Source organism: Sulfurimonas sp., assembly GCF_029027405.1.
Classification (GTDB): domain Bacteria; phylum Campylobacterota; class Campylobacteria; order Campylobacterales; family Sulfurimonadaceae; genus Sulfurimonas.
The window spans coordinates 2,518,122-2,535,853 of sequence record NZ_CP093396.1 but is presented as its reverse complement, the minus strand read 5'-3'; the positions used below and the strand labels follow the sequence as shown (position 1 = coordinate 2,535,853).

General features: G+C 31.4%; 24 protein-coding genes. 16 read left to right on the top strand and 8 right to left on the bottom strand.

What is annotated here, in order from left to right; genetic code table 11:
* Position 1: 1 nt before the first annotated feature.
* From trpB to MOV42_RS12345, 3 genes are read right to left on the bottom strand one after another with little or no spacing between them, the layout of a single operon-like run.
* Positions 2-1,219, bottom strand: coding sequence for a tryptophan synthase subunit beta (gene trpB / locus MOV42_RS12355; RefSeq protein WP_324171482.1), 1,218 nt, complete (start codon positions 1,217-1,219; stop codon positions 2-4).
* Positions 1,220-1,256: 37 nt separating this feature from the next.
* Positions 1,257-1,466, bottom strand: a complete 210-nt coding sequence (locus MOV42_RS12350) for a hypothetical protein (protein ID WP_324171481.1) — start codon at positions 1,464-1,466, stop codon at positions 1,257-1,259.
* Positions 1,459-2,319 carry a S1 RNA-binding domain-containing protein gene (locus tag MOV42_RS12345; RefSeq protein WP_324171480.1) on the bottom strand — a complete coding sequence of 287 codons (861 nt, stop codon included), beginning with the start codon at positions 2,317-2,319 and terminating at the stop codon, positions 1,459-1,461. Before MOV42_RS12345 ends, MOV42_RS12350 begins: the two co-directional genes overlap by 8 nt.
* 113 nt (positions 2,320-2,432) lie before the next feature.
* On the opposite strand from MOV42_RS12345, the gene MOV42_RS12340 reads away from it, so the two are divergent.
* Complete coding sequence (locus MOV42_RS12340) at positions 2,433-2,681, top strand: hypothetical protein (RefSeq protein ID WP_324171479.1); 249 nt, start codon at positions 2,433-2,435, stop codon at positions 2,679-2,681.
* Entirely contained in the window at positions 2,668-3,000 is a 333-nt protein-coding gene (locus MOV42_RS12335) for a type II toxin-antitoxin system PemK/MazF family toxin (RefSeq protein WP_324171478.1), read from the top strand. Before MOV42_RS12340 ends, MOV42_RS12335 begins: the two co-directional genes overlap by 14 nt.
* Positions 3,001-3,185: 185 nt before the next feature.
* Here the strand turns inward: MOV42_RS12335 and MOV42_RS12330 are convergent, their stop codons facing one another.
* Both MOV42_RS12330 and MOV42_RS12325 read right to left on the bottom strand, forming a co-directional pair.
* Positions 3,186-4,388, bottom strand: a complete 1,203-nt coding sequence (locus tag MOV42_RS12330; protein WP_324170767.1) for an IS3 family transposase — start codon at positions 4,386-4,388, stop codon at positions 3,186-3,188.
* 334 nt (positions 4,389-4,722) lie between these two features.
* Complete coding sequence (locus MOV42_RS12325; RefSeq protein WP_324171477.1) at positions 4,723-5,286, bottom strand: hypothetical protein; 564 nt, start codon at positions 5,284-5,286, stop codon at positions 4,723-4,725.
* A 259-nt stretch (positions 5,287-5,545) separates the two neighbouring features.
* Between MOV42_RS12325 and MOV42_RS12320 the strand changes: the two genes are divergently transcribed.
* Together MOV42_RS12320 and MOV42_RS12315 are read left to right on the top strand one after the other, a co-directional pair.
* Positions 5,546-6,286 carry a M15 family metallopeptidase gene (locus MOV42_RS12320; protein WP_324171476.1) on the top strand — a complete coding sequence of 247 codons (741 nt, stop codon included), beginning with the start codon at positions 5,546-5,548 and terminating at the stop codon, positions 6,284-6,286.
* On the top strand, positions 6,270-7,568 hold the full coding sequence (locus MOV42_RS12315; protein WP_324171475.1) for a M99 family carboxypeptidase catalytic domain-containing protein: 1,299 nt from the start codon (positions 6,270-6,272) through the stop codon (positions 7,566-7,568). The genes MOV42_RS12320 and MOV42_RS12315 overlap by 17 nt, the downstream gene beginning before the upstream one ends.
* Before the next feature lie 29 nt (positions 7,569-7,597).
* On the opposite strand, the gene MOV42_RS12310 is transcribed toward MOV42_RS12315, so the two are convergent.
* Positions 7,598-8,251, bottom strand: coding sequence for a glucosaminidase domain-containing protein (locus tag MOV42_RS12310; protein ID WP_324171474.1), 654 nt, complete (start codon positions 8,249-8,251; stop codon positions 7,598-7,600).
* A complete protein-coding gene (locus tag MOV42_RS12305) occupies positions 8,248-9,540 on the bottom strand; it encodes an SPL family radical SAM protein (RefSeq protein WP_324171473.1) in 1,293 nt (430 codons plus the stop codon). Before MOV42_RS12305 ends, MOV42_RS12310 begins: the two co-directional genes overlap by 4 nt.
* A gap of 99 nt (positions 9,541-9,639) precedes the next feature.
* Here MOV42_RS12305 and MOV42_RS12300 point away from each other — a divergent pair, with 99 nt between their 5' ends.
* From MOV42_RS12300 to MOV42_RS12250, 11 genes are all read left to right on the top strand, one after another.
* A complete protein-coding gene (locus MOV42_RS12300; RefSeq protein ID WP_324171472.1) occupies positions 9,640-9,984 on the top strand; it encodes a hypothetical protein in 345 nt (114 codons plus the stop codon).
* A 188-nt stretch (positions 9,985-10,172) separates the two neighbouring features.
* Positions 10,173-10,286, top strand: coding sequence for a 50S ribosomal protein L36 (rpmJ, locus tag MOV42_RS12295; RefSeq protein ID WP_011371958.1), 114 nt, complete (start codon positions 10,173-10,175; stop codon positions 10,284-10,286).
* Positions 10,287-10,288: 2 nt separating this feature from the next.
* A complete protein-coding gene (gene rpsM / locus MOV42_RS12290) occupies positions 10,289-10,651 on the top strand; it encodes a 30S ribosomal protein S13 (protein ID WP_324171471.1) in 363 nt (120 codons plus the stop codon).
* 10 nt (positions 10,652-10,661) lie between these two features.
* The gene (gene rpsK / locus MOV42_RS12285) at positions 10,662-11,054 is read left to right on the top strand and encodes a 30S ribosomal protein S11 (protein ID WP_324171470.1); all 393 of its coding nucleotides are present in this window, start codon (positions 10,662-10,664) and stop codon (positions 11,052-11,054) included.
* A gap of 11 nt (positions 11,055-11,065) precedes the next feature.
* Positions 11,066-11,692, top strand: coding sequence for a 30S ribosomal protein S4 (rpsD, locus tag MOV42_RS12280; RefSeq protein WP_324171469.1), 627 nt, complete (start codon positions 11,066-11,068; stop codon positions 11,690-11,692).
* 20 nt (positions 11,693-11,712) lie between these two features.
* Complete coding sequence (locus MOV42_RS12275; RefSeq protein WP_324171468.1) at positions 11,713-12,711, top strand: DNA-directed RNA polymerase subunit alpha; 999 nt, start codon at positions 11,713-11,715, stop codon at positions 12,709-12,711.
* Positions 12,712-12,726: 15 nt separating this feature from the next.
* Positions 12,727-13,077, top strand: a complete 351-nt coding sequence (rplQ, locus tag MOV42_RS12270; protein WP_324171467.1) for a 50S ribosomal protein L17 — start codon at positions 12,727-12,729, stop codon at positions 13,075-13,077.
* A 110-nt stretch (positions 13,078-13,187) separates the two neighbouring features.
* Positions 13,188-14,402, top strand: coding sequence for an aldo/keto reductase (locus tag MOV42_RS12265; protein WP_324171466.1), 1,215 nt, complete (start codon positions 13,188-13,190; stop codon positions 14,400-14,402).
* 65 nt (positions 14,403-14,467) lie between these two features.
* A complete protein-coding gene (locus MOV42_RS12260) occupies positions 14,468-14,743 on the top strand; it encodes a NifU family protein (protein ID WP_324171465.1) in 276 nt (91 codons plus the stop codon).
* A gap of 9 nt (positions 14,744-14,752) precedes the next feature.
* On the top strand, positions 14,753-15,337 hold the full coding sequence (locus tag MOV42_RS12255; RefSeq protein ID WP_324171464.1) for a hypothetical protein: 585 nt from the start codon (positions 14,753-14,755) through the stop codon (positions 15,335-15,337).
* Positions 15,337-16,632 carry a UDP-N-acetylmuramoyl-L-alanyl-D-glutamate--2,6-diaminopimelate ligase gene (locus tag MOV42_RS12250; protein ID WP_324171463.1) on the top strand — a complete coding sequence of 432 codons (1,296 nt, stop codon included), beginning with the start codon at positions 15,337-15,339 and terminating at the stop codon, positions 16,630-16,632. The genes MOV42_RS12255 and MOV42_RS12250 overlap by 1 nt, the downstream gene beginning before the upstream one ends.
* Before the next feature lie 5 nt (positions 16,633-16,637).
* On the opposite strand, the gene MOV42_RS12245 is transcribed toward MOV42_RS12250, so the two are convergent.
* Entirely contained in the window at positions 16,638-17,216 is a 579-nt protein-coding gene (locus MOV42_RS12245) for an outer membrane beta-barrel protein (RefSeq protein WP_324171462.1), read from the bottom strand.
* A 137-nt stretch (positions 17,217-17,353) separates the two neighbouring features.
* Here MOV42_RS12245 and MOV42_RS12240 point away from each other — a divergent pair, with 137 nt between their 5' ends.
* A complete protein-coding gene (locus MOV42_RS12240) occupies positions 17,354-17,728 on the top strand; it encodes a (2Fe-2S) ferredoxin domain-containing protein (protein ID WP_324171461.1) in 375 nt (124 codons plus the stop codon).
* The last annotated feature ends 4 nt before the right edge of the window (positions 17,729-17,732 follow it).

Below are 17,732 nucleotides of genomic sequence, written 5' to 3'. Positions count from 1 at the left end.
CTTAAAACTTAGCGTTTGGAATAGGGTGGTTATCAACTACAAAGTCTATATCTTTATCGCCTCTACCACTAAGATTTACTAAAATAGTTTTATCTTTACTTAGAGTTTTTGCTAACTTCATTGCATAAGCGATAGCGTGAGCTGTTTCTAAAGCGGGGATAATCCCTTCTAGTTGAGATAGTTTGTAAAAAGCATCTACGGCTTCTTCATCGTTACAAAGACCAACTATTGTTCTACCTATCTCTTTTAAGTGAGCGTGTTCAGGACCAACAGATGGATAATCAATACCAGAACCGATAGAATAAACAGGAGCAGGTTCCCCGTCAGCATCTTTAAGCATTATGGAGTTGAAACCATGCATAACACCTTCTTCTCCATAAGTTAAACTTGCTGCATGATCACCAAGTTTATCGCCTCTACCCATAGGCTCAACACTATGAAGTTCAACATCTTTATCATCAATAAAACCAGCAAAAATACCCATAGCGTTTGAGCCACCACCAACACAAGCCACTACGGCATCTGGTGCTTTGCTTTCATGTTCTAAAAATTGCTCTTTAGATTCATGTCCTACAATAGACTGAAAATCTCTAACCATCAGCGGGAATGGATGCGGACCAACAACAGAACCGATACAATATAAAGTATCTTCATAAGTTTCGATATATTTTTCAAAAGCACTATCAACTGCTTCTTTTAGAGTTTTCAATCCGTGAGTGGCGGGTACAACTTTAGCACCAAGTATTTTCATACGAACAACATTTGGATGCTCTTTGATAATATCTACTTCACCCATATGAATCTCACATTCTAAGCCAAAATAAGCTGCTGCAGTAGCAAGTGCAACACCATGTTGTCCTGCTCCAGTTTCAGCTATAACTTTTTTCTTGCCTAGATGCTTAGCTAAAATTACTTCAGCCATACAATGGTTAAGCTTATGAGCGCCAGTGTGATTTAAATCTTCTCTTTTTAAGTAAATTTTTGCTCCACCACATAAATTTGTAAGGTTTTTTGCAAAAGATATAGGAGTTGGTCGTCCTTGATAATGTTTTCTAACATATTTAAGCTCTTCTATAAATGCTGGGGATTTTTTTAGTTCTTTGTATGCTTTTTTTATTTCCTCAAAGGGAGCTTCTAGCATCGGAGGTATAAAGGATCCTCCAAATTTTCCAAAATATCCATTTTCATCAGGAGTTGAATCTAAGTAAGATTTAGACATAGTTTTTTACCTTATTTTATATTTTGGATAATTATAGTTAATTTGGCTTGACAAGTTTCTTTATTTCTTTAGGAATATGTGCAAAAGCTATATTTTGCATGCCTTTTTTGTTTCCATCTGCATCTGTAACCATAACATCAAGAGTCATTGCGGTTGGATAGTAACGAATAACTTTATATGATACTTTTTCAACAATAAAGCTTATTTTTTTACTTGATAACTCTATGCTTTTTTTCTTTTTAGCCATTGCTCAAGTCCTTTAAGTAGATGCCAGTATCTTTAACTTCTATTTTTTTAGCATCTACTAAAGCTGTAAGAGAGCGTTTAAAATCTTTTTTACTAAGTGCAAATTTATCTTTTATAAGCTGGGAATCACTTTTATAATTGTATGGCATGATACCATTGTTCTCTTTTAATAGTGAGAGAACTTTATCGGCAGAACTACCACTTTTTTTGCTTCCTGCTTTTCTAAGATTTAGGTCAATATGTCCATCTTTGCGGATATTTTTTACAAAGGCTTTTGTTTTGTTACCAATGTTGATAGTTTCAAATATTTCATTGTGATAAATTAAGCCTTCGTATTTATCTTCTACAATACACTTAAATCCTAGTGGAGTTTTAGCGATTATTAAGATGCTAACTTCTTGGGCAGGTTTTATACCTTGTACACTTTTTTCTAAAAAATCACCAAGCTTTTCTGTCCCTACAAGGCGATGGGTTCTTTCATCATAAATTACTTTTATAAATCTTTTTTCGCCAACTTTAAAAGGTGTTTTTTGAAACATATTTGGTACTAAAAGGTCTTTACTTAACCCCCAGTCCATAAATGCTCCAAAAGGTACCGTATCTATAACTTCAAACAGTGCCATTTCATCAAGTTTTGCAGTAGGAGTGAGTGTTGTAGCTACAAGTCTATCTTCTGAGTCTGTATATAAAAATACATCTATAAGAGTTCTCTCTTTCATCTGGGGAGTCAAGTATTGTCCTGGCAAAAGTACATCGTTTCCATCATATGCCATCAGATAAGCACCTGGAGTTGTGAGTCTATCTATATAGAGAGTATTAATTTTACCTAGTTCTAAGTATTCGTTTTGTTTCATTGGTTTTTCCGTATTTTAAATTTATATGGAATTATACACTACTTTATGATTTAAAAGTACAAAATACTATATATATGATATAATCTATAAGTATTGAAATACAAGGATTGAAAATGATAGAATATGGTATAACAGCTCTCCAAACAAAACCATCATTATTTAAAGAGATGACTATTTCTAAGATAGTAGATAAAAGAAAACATCAAGATATAGGTTATTTTATATCTGCAAAATACAAAGATATGATTTCTTCTGTATTAATGGAGATAGAGAAAAAAGAAAAAATAGCAAAACTTAAGCAGTTAAAAAAACATCAAGATATGGAGTTTTTAGAACTTGGAGTTGATGATGGACTTGCTTAGAAGAGATATAGTGGGAATAAATTTAAACCCAAAAAAAGGCGATGAGGTTGGAAAAGTCAGACCTTGTATTATTTTATCAGATGATGATTCCAATGAGATTTTAGATACCATTATAGTAGTTCCACTATCTACGCACTTAATAGAAGATATGCTACCATTTAGAATGCGACTAAAAAAACGAGAAAATTTAGATAAAGATTCAGATATTGTACTAAATCATATTAGAACAATATCAAAAAAAAGAGTAACTTCAAAAATATCAAAAATAACTACGGATGAATATAAAATTATTATAGAAACTTTTTGTAATATTTTTTAAGAAAAAAAAGCATGAAGGTAACCATAGCTACTTAAAGCTATGAGTGTTTTTGTGTAAATTTAAATAATCAAAACAGGAAGGTTATTTTAGAAATTTTGTTAACTAAAAAAGAAAGTTAACACTATAATGCCCCTAAAAATCAAGACAACTTTCCTAAAGATTTAATTTCATAAGCAACTGTTACCTTACCCTACATTTTTTAGATATTCAAGATAAACATTCATCGGTTTTCTATAATCTAAACTTGAGTGAAATCTCTTAAAGTTGTATTTATAGATATAAGCTTTAACTCCTTCTTTTAAATTTCTAATAGTTTGATAATCATTTATGTAAATATTACCATGTTTAAGGGTTCTAAAAAATCTCTCAATTACTATATTGTGAATACTTCTAGCTTTCCCATTCATTGATATTTGAATATTATATCTTTTAAGTATCTGAGTATGCTCATTGCTTGTATATTGACTTCCTTGATCACTATTAAATATCTTAGGCTTAGGATACTTTGCAAGTGCCTTTTCTAGCACATCGGTTGCAAGTGTTGCATCCATAGAATTAGTACCACAAGGGCATGATAATATTTTATAGGAGAGTATAGCTTTAGAATGCCAGTCTATAACTGCTGCCAGATACATAAAACCTCCGTTAATACGAATATAGGTAATGTCACCACTCCATACTTCGTTTGGAGTAGGCACATAGACAGTATTTTTCTTACCAACTCTAGTCCAATACTTCTTGAGGAGGTACTCATATATTTTATGTTCTTTATTTTTAATACTTGTTAGTTTCTTTTTAGTTGGGTATATTGCTTGTATGCCAAGTATTGCCATATATTTCAAGACTCTATTTCTGCCAATGGCATAGCCATCTTCTTTGAGTTGCTCGTAGATAAACCTATAACCATACTCTGAGTTCTCTGTAGCTATCTCATCAATTTTATGAAGTAGTTTGATGTTTTTTTGACTCATTGGTACTGGTTGATAGTAATAGTGGCTTCTACTAATACCAAATATCTCACATTGCTCTGAAATTGATAATTTTTTATGCTTGGACTCGATCAAAGCTTTTTTATTACATAAGTCCAAGCTCTTTAGCTTTTTTTCAACGAAACCTGCTCTTACAGTTGCTTTTCCTAGTGCCTTAGCTAAGCCATCATTCTCAGTTTTTAACTCTTCTATTTCATCTCTATAAGCTTTCGTCGCTCCACCCAAGTCAAATGCTAAAGATGCATTTTCTAAAAATTGAGTCTTCCATTTTCCTAATGATTGAGAAGTGATTTTATACTTAGTTGCTAACTGACTTATTGTCATATCTTCTTTTAACATTTCTAAGACTATTTTAGTCTTCTGTTTTGCCGTATAAGTTTGCCCTTGTTTTCTACTCATAATTTATCTCCATAATTCTTACTTATTTTAGCTTTTTTGAAAATAAATCCTACTGAATTGGTGTCTTAGATTTTAGGGGCATTATAATCGGGGAATAGATAAAAATCAACAACACTTTTTTATGTTGGCTGCTTGTTATAATCTGAGACGGACACCTGCACTGGTAAGGGCTAGGAACTGATACAAAAGGAACAAAATAAGGTTCTAACATGCTAATAAATAGTAGAAATATAGAAAAACAAGACAGAAACTCACTTCAAAATTGAAAGAGAATTTTTAAAATGATAGAATATTAGTATAAAGAAGAATCATCTGGCTTGTTCAGAGGGTTCAATTAAAAGTTATAGTTAGCACCGATGTACCACATTTTAGTATTTTCTATAGTAAGTTCAACAGATCCATATGATGTTGTTATAGCATCACTATTAGAGTTAAAGTTCATTCTATAACCTAGCTCTATATCAAAGTTTTTATTAATAGAGTAATCAACACCTAGTTCTAAACCATATGTTAAACCAGATAAATTAAGACTTGTATTATCAATATCAACTTGTTGATATCCTAATGTAGCTCCTAGGAATGGTGTAAAATCACTGCTATTATAAATAAGGTAATCATAACCAAGACCATAATTAAGTATACTATCCTCTGCATTAACTCTGCCTATCGTAGCATAGACACGACCTACTTCGCCTAAATATTTACCAGCTTTTAATGCTTGAGAACCACCTGACTCAGATAATGTGTAACTAAATGGAAATGTTTTATATTCTACTTTCACATCATAAGAAGTAGAACCCACCTCTAAACTAATGAATGTACCATTTTTTGCTTCAATTGCAAAGACTGATGTCGCTATAAATGCTAGTAAACTAGTTACTATTAAACTTTTTCTCATTTCTTTCCTTTTCTTTGTGGGAAAGTATAGCAATATTTGTGTTTAATAGTTCTTAATAATAGATAAATATTTGCTTATTTTGTTGTTATGATTAAGTTTAACATCATAATAATTCTATTCTTATAATAGGTATAAGTTCCATTTTAATAAGTTTGAAAGTTTCTTCAAAAGCTGAGTGGTTTTTCCTATTAGGGTCTTCATAACCCATATGTATATTTTATAAATACGTATTATACAAAAATCTGATATAATAATGATTATGGACAGAAGATTTTTTTTAACAACTATGGCATTAACGCCACTTTTTGCAAATGATTTTACTAAAAACCCTAAAGATATATATTTATCATATAGTGAGTATCAAATTCTGAATAATTTAAATTCTAGACTAAAAAGATTGAGAAAATTTGTAGGTTTTGCAAATTTTAATTTAGTTTCTTACTCAGAAGCTTTATATTATGGACGAAACTACTCAGCGGTAGGTTCTTTTACAAATGATGAATTGTCTTTAATTGATAAATTGTTTTATGAAAGTACAGAACAATATGGTTTTTTCGGCCAAAAAACATGCTTTAATATAGAAAATAAAATATCTAAAAAAACAGTTGTTAAAATACCGCGAACAGGTCACTATCTTTTTAAAGGTAAGGCATTAGAAGATTATACAAAATTGAGAAAAGATGTTGGAAGTACTTTGGTTTTAACATCAGGTGTGAGAAATGTTTTTAAACAACTAAGCCTTTACTGCAATAAGTTGTATAGAAATGGTGGAAATATAACAAGAGCTACTTTAGATATAGCACCTCCTGCTTACTCTTACCATACTATAAGTGATTTTGATGTTGGAAGAAAGGGTTGGGGATATAAAAATTTTACTTCTGATTTTGCTTTAACTTTTGAGTTTGAAAAAATGAAAAAGCTTGATTATATAAGTATGCGATATAACAAAAATAATAACGATGGAGTGCGGTTTGAACCGTGGCATGTTGAAGTTATTTAGGTTACTTTTTTTACTTTTAATGCCATTGTTGTTAAATGCTCAAAATAATTTTAATTTTAACCTTATAAAAAAAGGTAAACAAGACAACAATACTCTTTTAATAATTGGTGGTATTCAAGGAGATGAACCGGGTGGTTTTATCTCAGCATCTCTGCTTTCAACTCACTACGAAATTACAAAAGGATCTGTGTGGATTGTTCCAAATTTGAATTTTTATAGCATCATCAAAAGGAGTAGAGGTCCATATGGAGATATGAATAGAAAGTTTGCACATCTTTCAAAAAATGACCCTGAATATGAAACAGTAGAGAGAATTAAAAACTACATAAAAGATGAAAATGTAAAGCTTATTGTGAATCTTCATGATGGCAGTGGTTATTATAGAAAAACTTATGTTGATAGCTTACATTCTCCTTCTCGCTGGGGACAATGCTCTATCATAGACCAGTCATCAATAGATGTACCAGTTTATGGAAATCTTGAAAAAATATCATTGCAAATTGTAGAACATGTAAATAAAAATCTTATAAAAGCAGAAGATTTTTATAGCTTACACAACACAAGAACAAAAGAGGGCGATAAAGAGATGGAAAAAACTCTTACTTATTTCGCTATAAATCAAGGAAAAGCAGCTTTTGGTAATGAAGCGAGTAAAAATTTACCGACCAATAAAAGAGTTTACTATCATCTTCTTGCCTTAGAAAAGTACATGGATATTATGGGCATTGAGTATAAAAGAAAGTTTGTATTAAATCCACAAGGTGTTTATGCTGCTATAAATAATGATATCTATATATCTTTATATGATGAGAAAATAAGATTGCCACTTTCACAGATCAGAAATATACTAAAGTATTTTCCTATAAAAAAAGATGGAGAGTTAAATTTTAAAGCTAGTAATCCACTTCTTACTATTATTAAAAAAGATAATAGTTATACAATCCAATATGGAAATAGACGACTAACAAGGCTAAAAGCTGATTATCAAGTATATGAAAAAAACAATCAAAGTGTTGAATTGAAAATAGATGGAATTTTAATAAAAGTAAAATTTGGAACTCTTGTTGAGGTAAAGGGTAACTTTTTAGTAAAAGAAAACAAAAAATATCGTGTCAATGTTATCGGTTTTACAACTAGAGGTAGAAAAGAAACAGAGATAAAAATAAAAAAATCCAACATACCTAAGCGTTTCTCAATCGATAAAAGAGGAAGTATTTATAGAATAGAGTACTACGCTAAAGAGAAGTTCGCTGGTATGATTTTGGTTAAGTTTATTATTTGATTTCGTATAGCCTATAGTGACTCAAAGAATTATTTATCATATAGATAAAATTTATTGAACCTAATCATAGACGCTAATTCTTTGCCATATTTAGCTCCCATCTCAGAGTAGCGGTCTAGCTTTTTTACTAGTTTATAAGGGTCATCAGTTTTCATTTTTAATGCTCTAAATTCTGAAAATGCATGTGAACGAGCAAGTGTTTTGTAGTAATCTCGAACAGAGTCTTCAATAGAAGCATATTTTTTTAACCAAATTGTTTTCTTTCCTCTTTTTTCTCCAGCAGCAATTCTAGGTTCTTTTTTATTAAAAGACCAAACACCAAAAATATTTGTACCCTCACGAAAAAATCTTGAAGTTGCCCATGCACTTTCCATTGCAGCTTGTGCAACAGCTATACTTCTAGGATGAGGTTTTAATGCAAGAAGCAATTTTTCATTTGATTTAACCTTATAAGTTTTTTTAAGAGAAGATATTTTTTTGGCATAACTTGGATTATTAATATTAGCATTAATATCTTTATATTGAGCATCTAGCTCTTTATATACATTATCAACTGCAGGTGCTATTAGTTTTCTAAAATTAGCCTTTTTTTCTTGTACTGTCATTTTTTTTTGGCTTTTAGCTGCAAGTTGTGTTGAAAATATCAGTAATGATAAAACTAGTGTTATTTTTAATAAGTTCATATAAGAAACTCCATATTTAATTTTTTTGCGTAAGAACTAAGCATAGCTCTTTCAAAGTCGTTATTTGTTGAGTATTGGTAACCAAATGTTTTGTTCCACATATCGTGTCCTTCCATACATAAGTAGAAAAAAACAGTATTACTTTCACTCTTAGAGTACGCCCCAAAGGAAGTGCCTTTGGGGTGCCAAGAATTAAAACTCTCATAAGCATGTTTAAACATTTCAACTTTTGTGGCATCTGGATAAGAACTTTTCCCGCTAGCATTTTCAAATGGCATCTGCGTTATTTTACTTTTAAATTCTCTACTTCTAAGTTGTTTTATAACTGGTTTTATGAAGGTAAGTGTTCCAAAACTAACTAGTGCAACTTCTTGTGGGTTAAACATTTGTGTAAGTCTATCATAAACTTTTGCATATTCATCGAGATAATTTTCATACTGTACTATTGGGTGGAAATGAAAACCTACTTTTACGCCTTTGTCAGCTAGTTTTCTTGCAACATTTAAGCGTTTGTCAAGTGAAGTTGTTAGATGCTCTTCGTTTTGTATTATTGTTGGAGTGTTAAGTGACCAAGTACAAAGTATATTTTTAGGAACCTCATTTTGTAAGAAATACTTTATATTATCTGACTTAGTTTTAAACTCTAAAATTACATTTGGATTTTCTTTTGCAAAAAGAAAAAGAGCGTCTAAGATACCCTCACGATTTCCCCACATCAAAGAATCAGATGCTTGACCAGTTCCAATATGATATGTTTTATTTTTATCAAGATTAAGGTTTTTTAGTTTGTCTGCAAAATTACTATCAAAAGTAATAGTGTTTTGATTGTAAAATGATTGAATAGAACAGTATGAACAGTCAAAACCACAGCTCTCAACAGCATCCAAAGTCAAAAGATTACAGCATCTTGTTTTCTCAGATGCTACAGGGCAAAGTCCAAGTCCGAAACCATCTTTAGCTTGTGTTTTAAAAGTATATTTTTGTTCTTGAGAAATATTTTTCAGTTTAAAATTTACATAAGAATTTGGCTTGGAACGAATATCTTCATAAGTTTTACGGAGCCTGCTAAAAACAACTTTTTTTTGTTCATGTTCAGGAAATATATTTATAATGCCTGGTTCATTCCAAGTTTTTAAGTCGCGTGCAATGTCTATGATCTGTTTTATTTCTTGAAAAGAAAATTTTAATTTAAGTGACTTGTTTTGTATAAATTTTTGTTCATTTAAGGGTAGTTTTGAAAAAAGTGTATTTTTTATAGAGTCGTTAAATTTGTTTAAATATGTATTCATAGATGAAATTCTATCAAAAATCTTACAAAATGTCATATTTATTAAATTAAGAATTTTTTTTTCATATTATGCATTAAATAAAAGATGATGAGGCAAAAGATGATTTTAGGAAAATGTCCATATTGTGATGATGGAGAGATAGAAGTTAGAGATAAAGAGGTAAGTGGAAAAAAAGTAAAACTATATGCTTGTTCTAACGCGAAATGGAAAACTGAAGATGGAGAGATGTTTGAACTAACTCAAAATTCTACTTGTGATTTTAAGATATGGCAAAACTCACTATCAAGATATGGAAAATGGCTTTCATATAAAGAGATAAGAGAACTTCTAACTCGAGAATCATTAGAAGTTGAGTTACTTAGCAAAAAGTATAATAAAAAGGTTTACTACAATAAACAGATTATATTAAATTCTGAATATGGCGTTAGTGTAGTATGGGATTAATAAAACTTTTACATTGATTTGGGTACAATCCTCCTCCGCTTTGCTGTTTTAACAAAAACAAAAGAGTATTTCTATCTTTATATACTATATATAACTAGATACAAGTATTGGCAAGGAAAATATTCTCATTTTGTGAGAATAATATACCTGCCTAAAAGCAGCAAAGATGTATAAACAAAGGACTACTTATGAAAGTAAGAGCTTCAGTTAAGAAGATGTGTGATGACTGTAAAGTTGTTAAGAGAAAAGGCATTGTAAGAGTAATCTGCAAAGTTAAAAAACATAAACAGAGACAAGGATAACCATGGCTCGTATTTCTGGTGTTGATTTACCTAAGAAAAAAAGAATAGAATACGGTTTAACGTATGTCTATGGAATTGGTTTACATGCTTCTCGTAAAATTTTAGATGCGACAAGTATAGACTATAGTAAAAGAGTTTTCGAATTAAGCGAAGACGATGTAGCAGCGATTACAAAAGAGATCCGTGCCAGCCATATGGTTGAAGGTGATTTGCGTAAAAAAGTTGCAATGGATATTAAGGCACTTATGGATTTAGGTTCATATAGAGGTCTTCGTCACCGTCGTGGTCTTCCATGTCGTGGTCAAAAAACTAAGACAAATGCGCGTACTCGTAAGGGTAAACGTAAAACTGTCGGCGCAGCGTAAGGGATTATAGATGGCAAAAAGAAAAGCTGTTAGAAAAAAAGTAGTAAAGAAAAATATTGCACGTGGTATTTGCCATATAGCTGCATCGTTTAACAATACTCTTGTAACTATTACAGATGAGATGGGTAACATGGTTGCTTGGTCTTCTGCTGGTAGTCTTGGTTTTAAAGGTAGCAAAAAATCTACTCCATTCGCGGCTCAAGCAGCTGTTGAAGATGCAGTAGCAAAAGCTCAAATTCATGGGATTAAAGAACTTGGTATTAAAGTTCAAGGTCCAGGTTCAGGTCGTGAGACAGCTGTTAAAGCTGTTGGTGCTATTGAAGGTATTCGTGTTACATTTATGAAAGATGTTACTCCATTACCACACAATGGTTGTCGCGCACCTAAGCGTCGTAGAGTTTAAGGAGATTACTGATGGCAAGATATAGAGGTCCAGTAGAAAAAATCGAAAGAAGATTTGGTGTAAGTCTTAACCTTAAAGGTGAGCGTCGTTTAGCAGGTAAATCTGCATTAGAAAAAAGACCTTACGGTCCTGGTCAACATGGTCAGCGTCGCAAGAAAGTTTCTGAGTATGGTTTACAACTTAATGAAAAGCAAAAAGCAAAATTCATGTATGGTGTTTCTGAAAAGCAATTCCGTGCATTATTTGTTGAAGCAAAAAGAAAAGATGGAAATACAGGTACAAACCTTATTTCATTAATTGAAAGTAGACTTGATAATGTTGTTTATCGTATGGGTTTTGCATCAACTCGTCGTTTCGCTCGTCAACTTGTAACTCATGGTCATCTTTTAGTAGATGGTAAAAAACTTGATATTCCTTCTTACCGTGTTAAGCCTGGTCAGAAAATTGAAGTTCGTGAAGCAAGCAAGAAAAATGTACAAGTTGTACGCGCTATAGAACTTACTAATCAAACTGGTATAGCTCCATGGGTTGATATAGATGCTGAGAAAGTATTTGGTATTTATACTCGTTTACCAGAGCGTGAAGAAGTTGTTATTCCTGTTGAAGAGCGTTTAATCGTTGAGCTTTACTCTAAATAATAGTTATTAAAAGGCGTTAAATGAAAAAAATTAAAACTACTCCCCTTGCTCCACAAGAGTTTGAGGTAGAACAAATTAGTGATAATGAAGCAAATATTATGGCGTACCCTTTTGAAACAGGTTATGCTATTTCTTTAGCTCATCCACTTCGCCGTTTTCTGTTAAGTAGCTCAGTTGGTTATGCACCAATAGCTATTAAAATAGAAGGTGCTAAGCACGAGTTTGACTCTGTACGTGGTATGCTTGAAGATATTTCTGATTTCATTTTAAATCTTAAAGAAATTCGTTTTAGACTTAAAGATGATGCCACTGAATCAGAAATTAGTTATAGCTTTGTTGGTCCTTGCAGTGTTAAAGGAAATGACCTTATTAATGATGAAGTTGAGGTTGTGACACCAGATGCTCCATTAGCAACACTAAATGAAGACTCTACTCTTAATTTTACTATTAAAATTGCTCAGGGTATTGGGTATGTAGCGAGTGAAGATACACACGATGAACTAGAAGATGGATATATAGCATTAGATGCTTATTTCACTCCTGTTCGTAGTGCAACTTATAAAATTGAGAATGTGCTTGTAGAAGACAATCCTAACTTTGAAAGAGTTATCATGAACATTAGAACTGATGGACAAATAACTCCATTAGATGCGTTTAAAAACTCTTTAGAAGTTATGTATGCTCAATTAGCTGTATTTAATTCAGAGATTAGTATTAAAACTGCAACAACAATAGAGCGTGTTGAAGAAAATCCTGATCTTAAAAAATTGTCAACTCATATTGATAGTTTAGGTTTGAGCGCAAGAAGTTTTAACTGTCTTGACCGCTCAAGCATAAAACTAATAGGTGAGATAGCATTAATGAGTCAAAATGATTTAAAAAATGTTAAAAACCTTGGTAAAAAGTCATATGATGAAATCGTAGATAAATTACAAGAATTTGGTTTTGCAGTTGGCGCTGACTTAGCTGATGATGTAATTAGTGCATTAAAAAAGAAAATAGAAGCCGCACAGGCTTAAGAAGAGGAATAATAGATGAGACATCGTCATGGATACCGTAAACTAAGTCGTACAAGTGCACATCGTGCTGCTTTACTTAAGAATCTTAGTATTTCGTTAATAGAACATGGTAAAATTGAAACTACTGCTATTAAAGCTAAAGAGTTACGTTCATACGTTGAAAAACTTATCACAATCGCTGGTAAGAATGACTCTAATGCTCACAGATCAGTATTCGCGGCGCTTCAAAGTAAAGAAGCTACAAAAACTTTAGTAAATGAAATTGCTCCTAAGTATGTTGATCGTACTGGTGGATACACAAGAATTACTAGAACAAGAATTCGTCGTGGTGATGCTACGACAATGGCGTTTATAGAGTTAGTATAACGTACACTAACGCTTGGTTCTCTTCGACAGAGAGCCTACGCGCATAAACCGCATTGATTTAAAAAATACAACTTCCCAATTCTAAAATACTTTAAATATTAGGACTTTACATGAGTAATTTCGCATTTGGAACTTATAGAATAAGTGATTATAATCCGCAACACATCCAAAGCTTAAAAGAAGCAATTACCTTGGGTATAAGCATGATTGACACATCCTCAAACTACATGGATGGAGGAGCAGAGCGTGCTATTGCTTTAGCATTTAGAGAGTTTGATGAAAATACGAAATCAAAAGTAGAGATAGTAAGTAAATTTGGCTATATTCAAGGTGAAAATCTTAAAAGACATAAGGAACAAGCTTTTGAAGAAGTTGTAGAGTTTGCCCCTGATTGTTATCACTCAATCTCAAAATCTTTTTTACAAGATCAGCTAACGCAATCATTAAAACGCTTAGAAATGAAGCAAATAAGCTGTTATCTTATTCATAATCCAGAATATTATCTTCTAGATGCTATAAATAAAGGCGTTGATGAAGATGAGAGATTGGACGAGATGTATTTAAGGCTATATAGAGCTTTTTTTGCGCTAGAAGAAGAGGTTAGAAAAGGAAGAATTCTTTCGTATGGAATCAGCTCAAATAATTTTTCTAAAGCACAAAACAGTAATGAATTTTTACCATATGAAGATTTAATCACAATAGCAGATAGAGCTAGTGAAGATGTTGGGAATGATACTCATAGTTTTAGCACCATACAGCTTCCAATAAATATACTTGAGCAAGAAGGTTTAAAGTGTGCTTCATGGGCTAAAGAAAATGGCTTGAGAGTTTTGGTTAATAGACCTTTAAATGCACAACTAGATAACTTGATGTATCGATTAGCTGATTATAATGAGCCACAAGAATATTATCATCATTTAAATGAATTACTTGAAGTTTGTGATAATGATATGTTGCAACCAATATATAATCTTTTTGAAGAGTTAGATGTATCGAAACATAAATTTGGCTGGATTGGAGATTATGACTCATTTTTCTTTGCAGAAATTTTACCTCATGTTAGAACAGCTTTAGAGGTTGTTGATGAAAAAAATAAAGAAACGATGCTAAATTTTATAGACCTATTTTTTATAGAATATAGAAAGATGGTAGCTTTTGAGTGTTCTAAAAATACAAGATTAAAGTTTAAAGATTTATTTGAAAAAAGTGATTTATCTATGCAAGATTTTGCATTGAATTTTTTAAAACAAAGAGAAAGTATAGATTATATCTTGGTTGGAATGCGTAAACCTAGATATATGCATGAAGTATTGGCGTTAAGTTAAAACTTTTATGACTTGTTAAGCGATTTTGTCATATTTTATGTATAAATAATTAAAAAGGAAAATATATGATTCCATTTACTGATGAAGAGCTGATGAATCCAGTAAAAACTGCGATTGATAAGATTCGTCCATCTTTAGCACTTGATGGTGGAGATATAGACTTTATAACTGTTAAAAATGCAAATGTATATGTGCAACTAAAAGGTGCATGCATTGGTTGTGCAAGTAGTGGAAATACATTGAAATATGGTGTTGAAAGACAATTGAAAATGGATATTCACCCAGAATTAGTAGTAATTAATGTACCAGCTGGTATGGAAAATGATATAGATAATTTATAAGTAGTAAACATGAATGTAGTAAGTAAACATAAAACATTAACACAAGCAAAAGATAGTTTTTCTAAGTCAAATTATAAAAATGCTTTGGAAAAATTTGCGATTGTTTTGCAAGATTTTCCAAATTCAAAGGAAGCTTACAATGGCGTAATATTATCAGAGATGGCACTTAGTGGCGAAGGTGGAGCAGAGGCTCTTTTTGATTATTATGAAATATTGAAAGATGAAGACAAAGAGCAAGCAGATAAAATTATTAGTGATATTTTACAAACAATGGACGGAACATTAGATAAGCTTGGTGAAATATTTGCAGAACCTTTAAAAGATAGATTAGAGTTTGAAGATGGAATTCTTTACAAGGATTTTAAAGACCTTATCGAGAATGGTGCGGATTTTAAAGAAACTTTTGAAAATATAATGTTTTCAACTCGTGTAATTATCACTCAAAAAGAGGATTTCATAGACTTTTTAGATAATTTAATAGAGCATGGATTTGCAGAAATGGCACTTACATATTTAGAAAATGCACTTAGTATTTACCCGAGTGATGAACTACTTACAAAGCTATTTCAAAAATTAAAAATAGAGTTTAGATAGTGAAGATTGAATTACCAAATCAAGAATATAAGTTTGTTAGTGAAAATTCATCTGAGTGCGATAGTCAAACAGCTTTTGTATTAACTGCTCAAAACAAAAAATATCTTCAAAATGCAAAAGAGAATTATGCGCACTCTATTTTAAATATAAAATCAATAGCAAATATCTTTGGCGTAGATAGAATAAAAATAATAGGTATTACCGGTACAAATGGCAAAACTACCACAGCCAGTGCAATATACTCTTTTTTGTTGGACTTAGGTTATAAAACAGCTATGCAGGGTACTCGAGGTTTTTTTATGAATGATGAAGTAGTTGAAGGAAAATCTTTGACTACACCAAGTGTTTTAAATACCTATAAACATATTTATCAGGCAGTAGAAGCTGGATGTGAATTTTTTATAATGGAAGTTAGTTCTCATTCTATTGTTCAAGAACGAATTGAAGGGCTTGATTTTGAACTTAAAATATTGACAAATATTACTCAAGACCATTTAGACTTCCATAAAACAATTGGTGAGTACATATCTGTAAAAAATAGTTTTTTTCAAGATGAGAGTAAAAAACTTATAAATAAAGATGAACCAAGAGTGGCTTTTAATATAAAGAATACGTTTACTTATGGCATAGAAAATCCAGCAACTTACAAGTTAATGGCTTATTCTTTAAATGATGCCTCAAGCGGGATAATCCAACATTTTCAAAATATAGTTCCCTTTACATCCTCTCTTCATGGTTTTTTCAATCTGTATAATCTAATGGCAGCTATAGGTGCAGTTGATATTTTAGTTGGCAAAAAATTAGAAGAGATAGTAGAAGTCGTTGATAATTTTGCTGGTGTAAGTGGGAGAATGGAGCAGGTTTGTGAATCTCCAAATGTTATAGTAGATTTTGCTCATACTCCAGATGGAATGCAGCAGGTTCTAAATGCTTTAAAAGAAAAAGAGTTACTTGTTGTCTTTGGAGCAGGTGGAGATAGAGATAAAGAAAAAAGACCATTGATGGGACGCATTGCAGCAAGTTTAGCAAAAAAAGTATATGTTACAAGTGATAATCCTAGAAATGAAGACCCCCAAGAAATAATCAATGATATCTTAGCTGGTATAGAAGATAAAAGTATAGTAAGTGTTGAGTTAAATAGAAAAAAAGCTATTGAGATGGCACTTGACGATCAAGATGGGAATCAAGTTGTTGTGATACTTGGAAAGGGCGATGAAGTTTTTCAAATTATTTACGATAAAAAATTCCCTTTTGATGATAGAGAAATTGTAAGGGAACTATTAAATATTAATTAAGGTGATTAAAATCTTGCATTTATACCAATGTAAACACCATTTATATTAGAGTTTAAATCTTTAAGTATTTCTTGATTACTACTTATGAGTTTTCTATAAGACACATATTTATAGTCATAACCAACTTCAAAGTCTAGATGCTCATTTATAGGAATGAAAAAACCTAAACCAAGATTAAAAGAACTATAGTTTAATGAATTTTGATTTGAAGAGTAATATTTTATATCAAATATACCAGTACCAATACCAGCTTTAAAATAAGGGTTTATAAATATGTCCCAATTAAATCCTTTTATAAGCTCAACATTTAGTCCATATTTGTCACCATCTTTAGCTGGAAGAGTGGAAAATACATTTGATGTGTTTTTTAGATAATCAATAGAAAATTCAATAGCATAAGCTGTTCTTATTCCGTAACCGATTTTGAATTTTGCCATTTTTGCTGAGCCAGTTGTTTTTGCATCATCGCTAAATGCTTCATTCATATACCCACCACTTAGACCAACATAAACCTTTGATTTATCTGCAGTTTGATTTGAGTATAAAGATGTTAATATTAGTGCTAAAAGTATAATTTTTTTCAAGTTTTGCCTTTAATTTATAAAGTGAATTATAGCTAAAAAGTTGCACTGTAACTTAAAATTAGAAACTTGTTTTTATCCATGAGATTATCTCGTAAAATTTTTGCTATAATTGCATCAAAATAATAAGGATAAATTATATGGGAATTCCTCAACCAGCATTTTATATATTTAAATGTGAGCAATCAGCTCCTCCCGGCATGCCAAAACCTTCTTGTGTAACGCCACAAACACAAGACTTATTTCAATATTTAGCAGGTAAGCTTATGAAAGAAGGAATCATGGGTACTGTACAACCTATTCGTACTTCATGCTTAAATAGATGCTCTTCTGGTCCAGTTATGTTAGTTGAGCCTGGTCATGTAATGTATACAGCTCTTACAAAAGAAAAAATAGATAGAATAATCCAAGAGCATATTATGGGTGGAAATATCGTAGATGAGTATGTTATCGATAAAGAGTTGTGGGATGAAGCGATAACTCCTGCAGATATGAAAAAACAGATGGGAATGTAGGAAA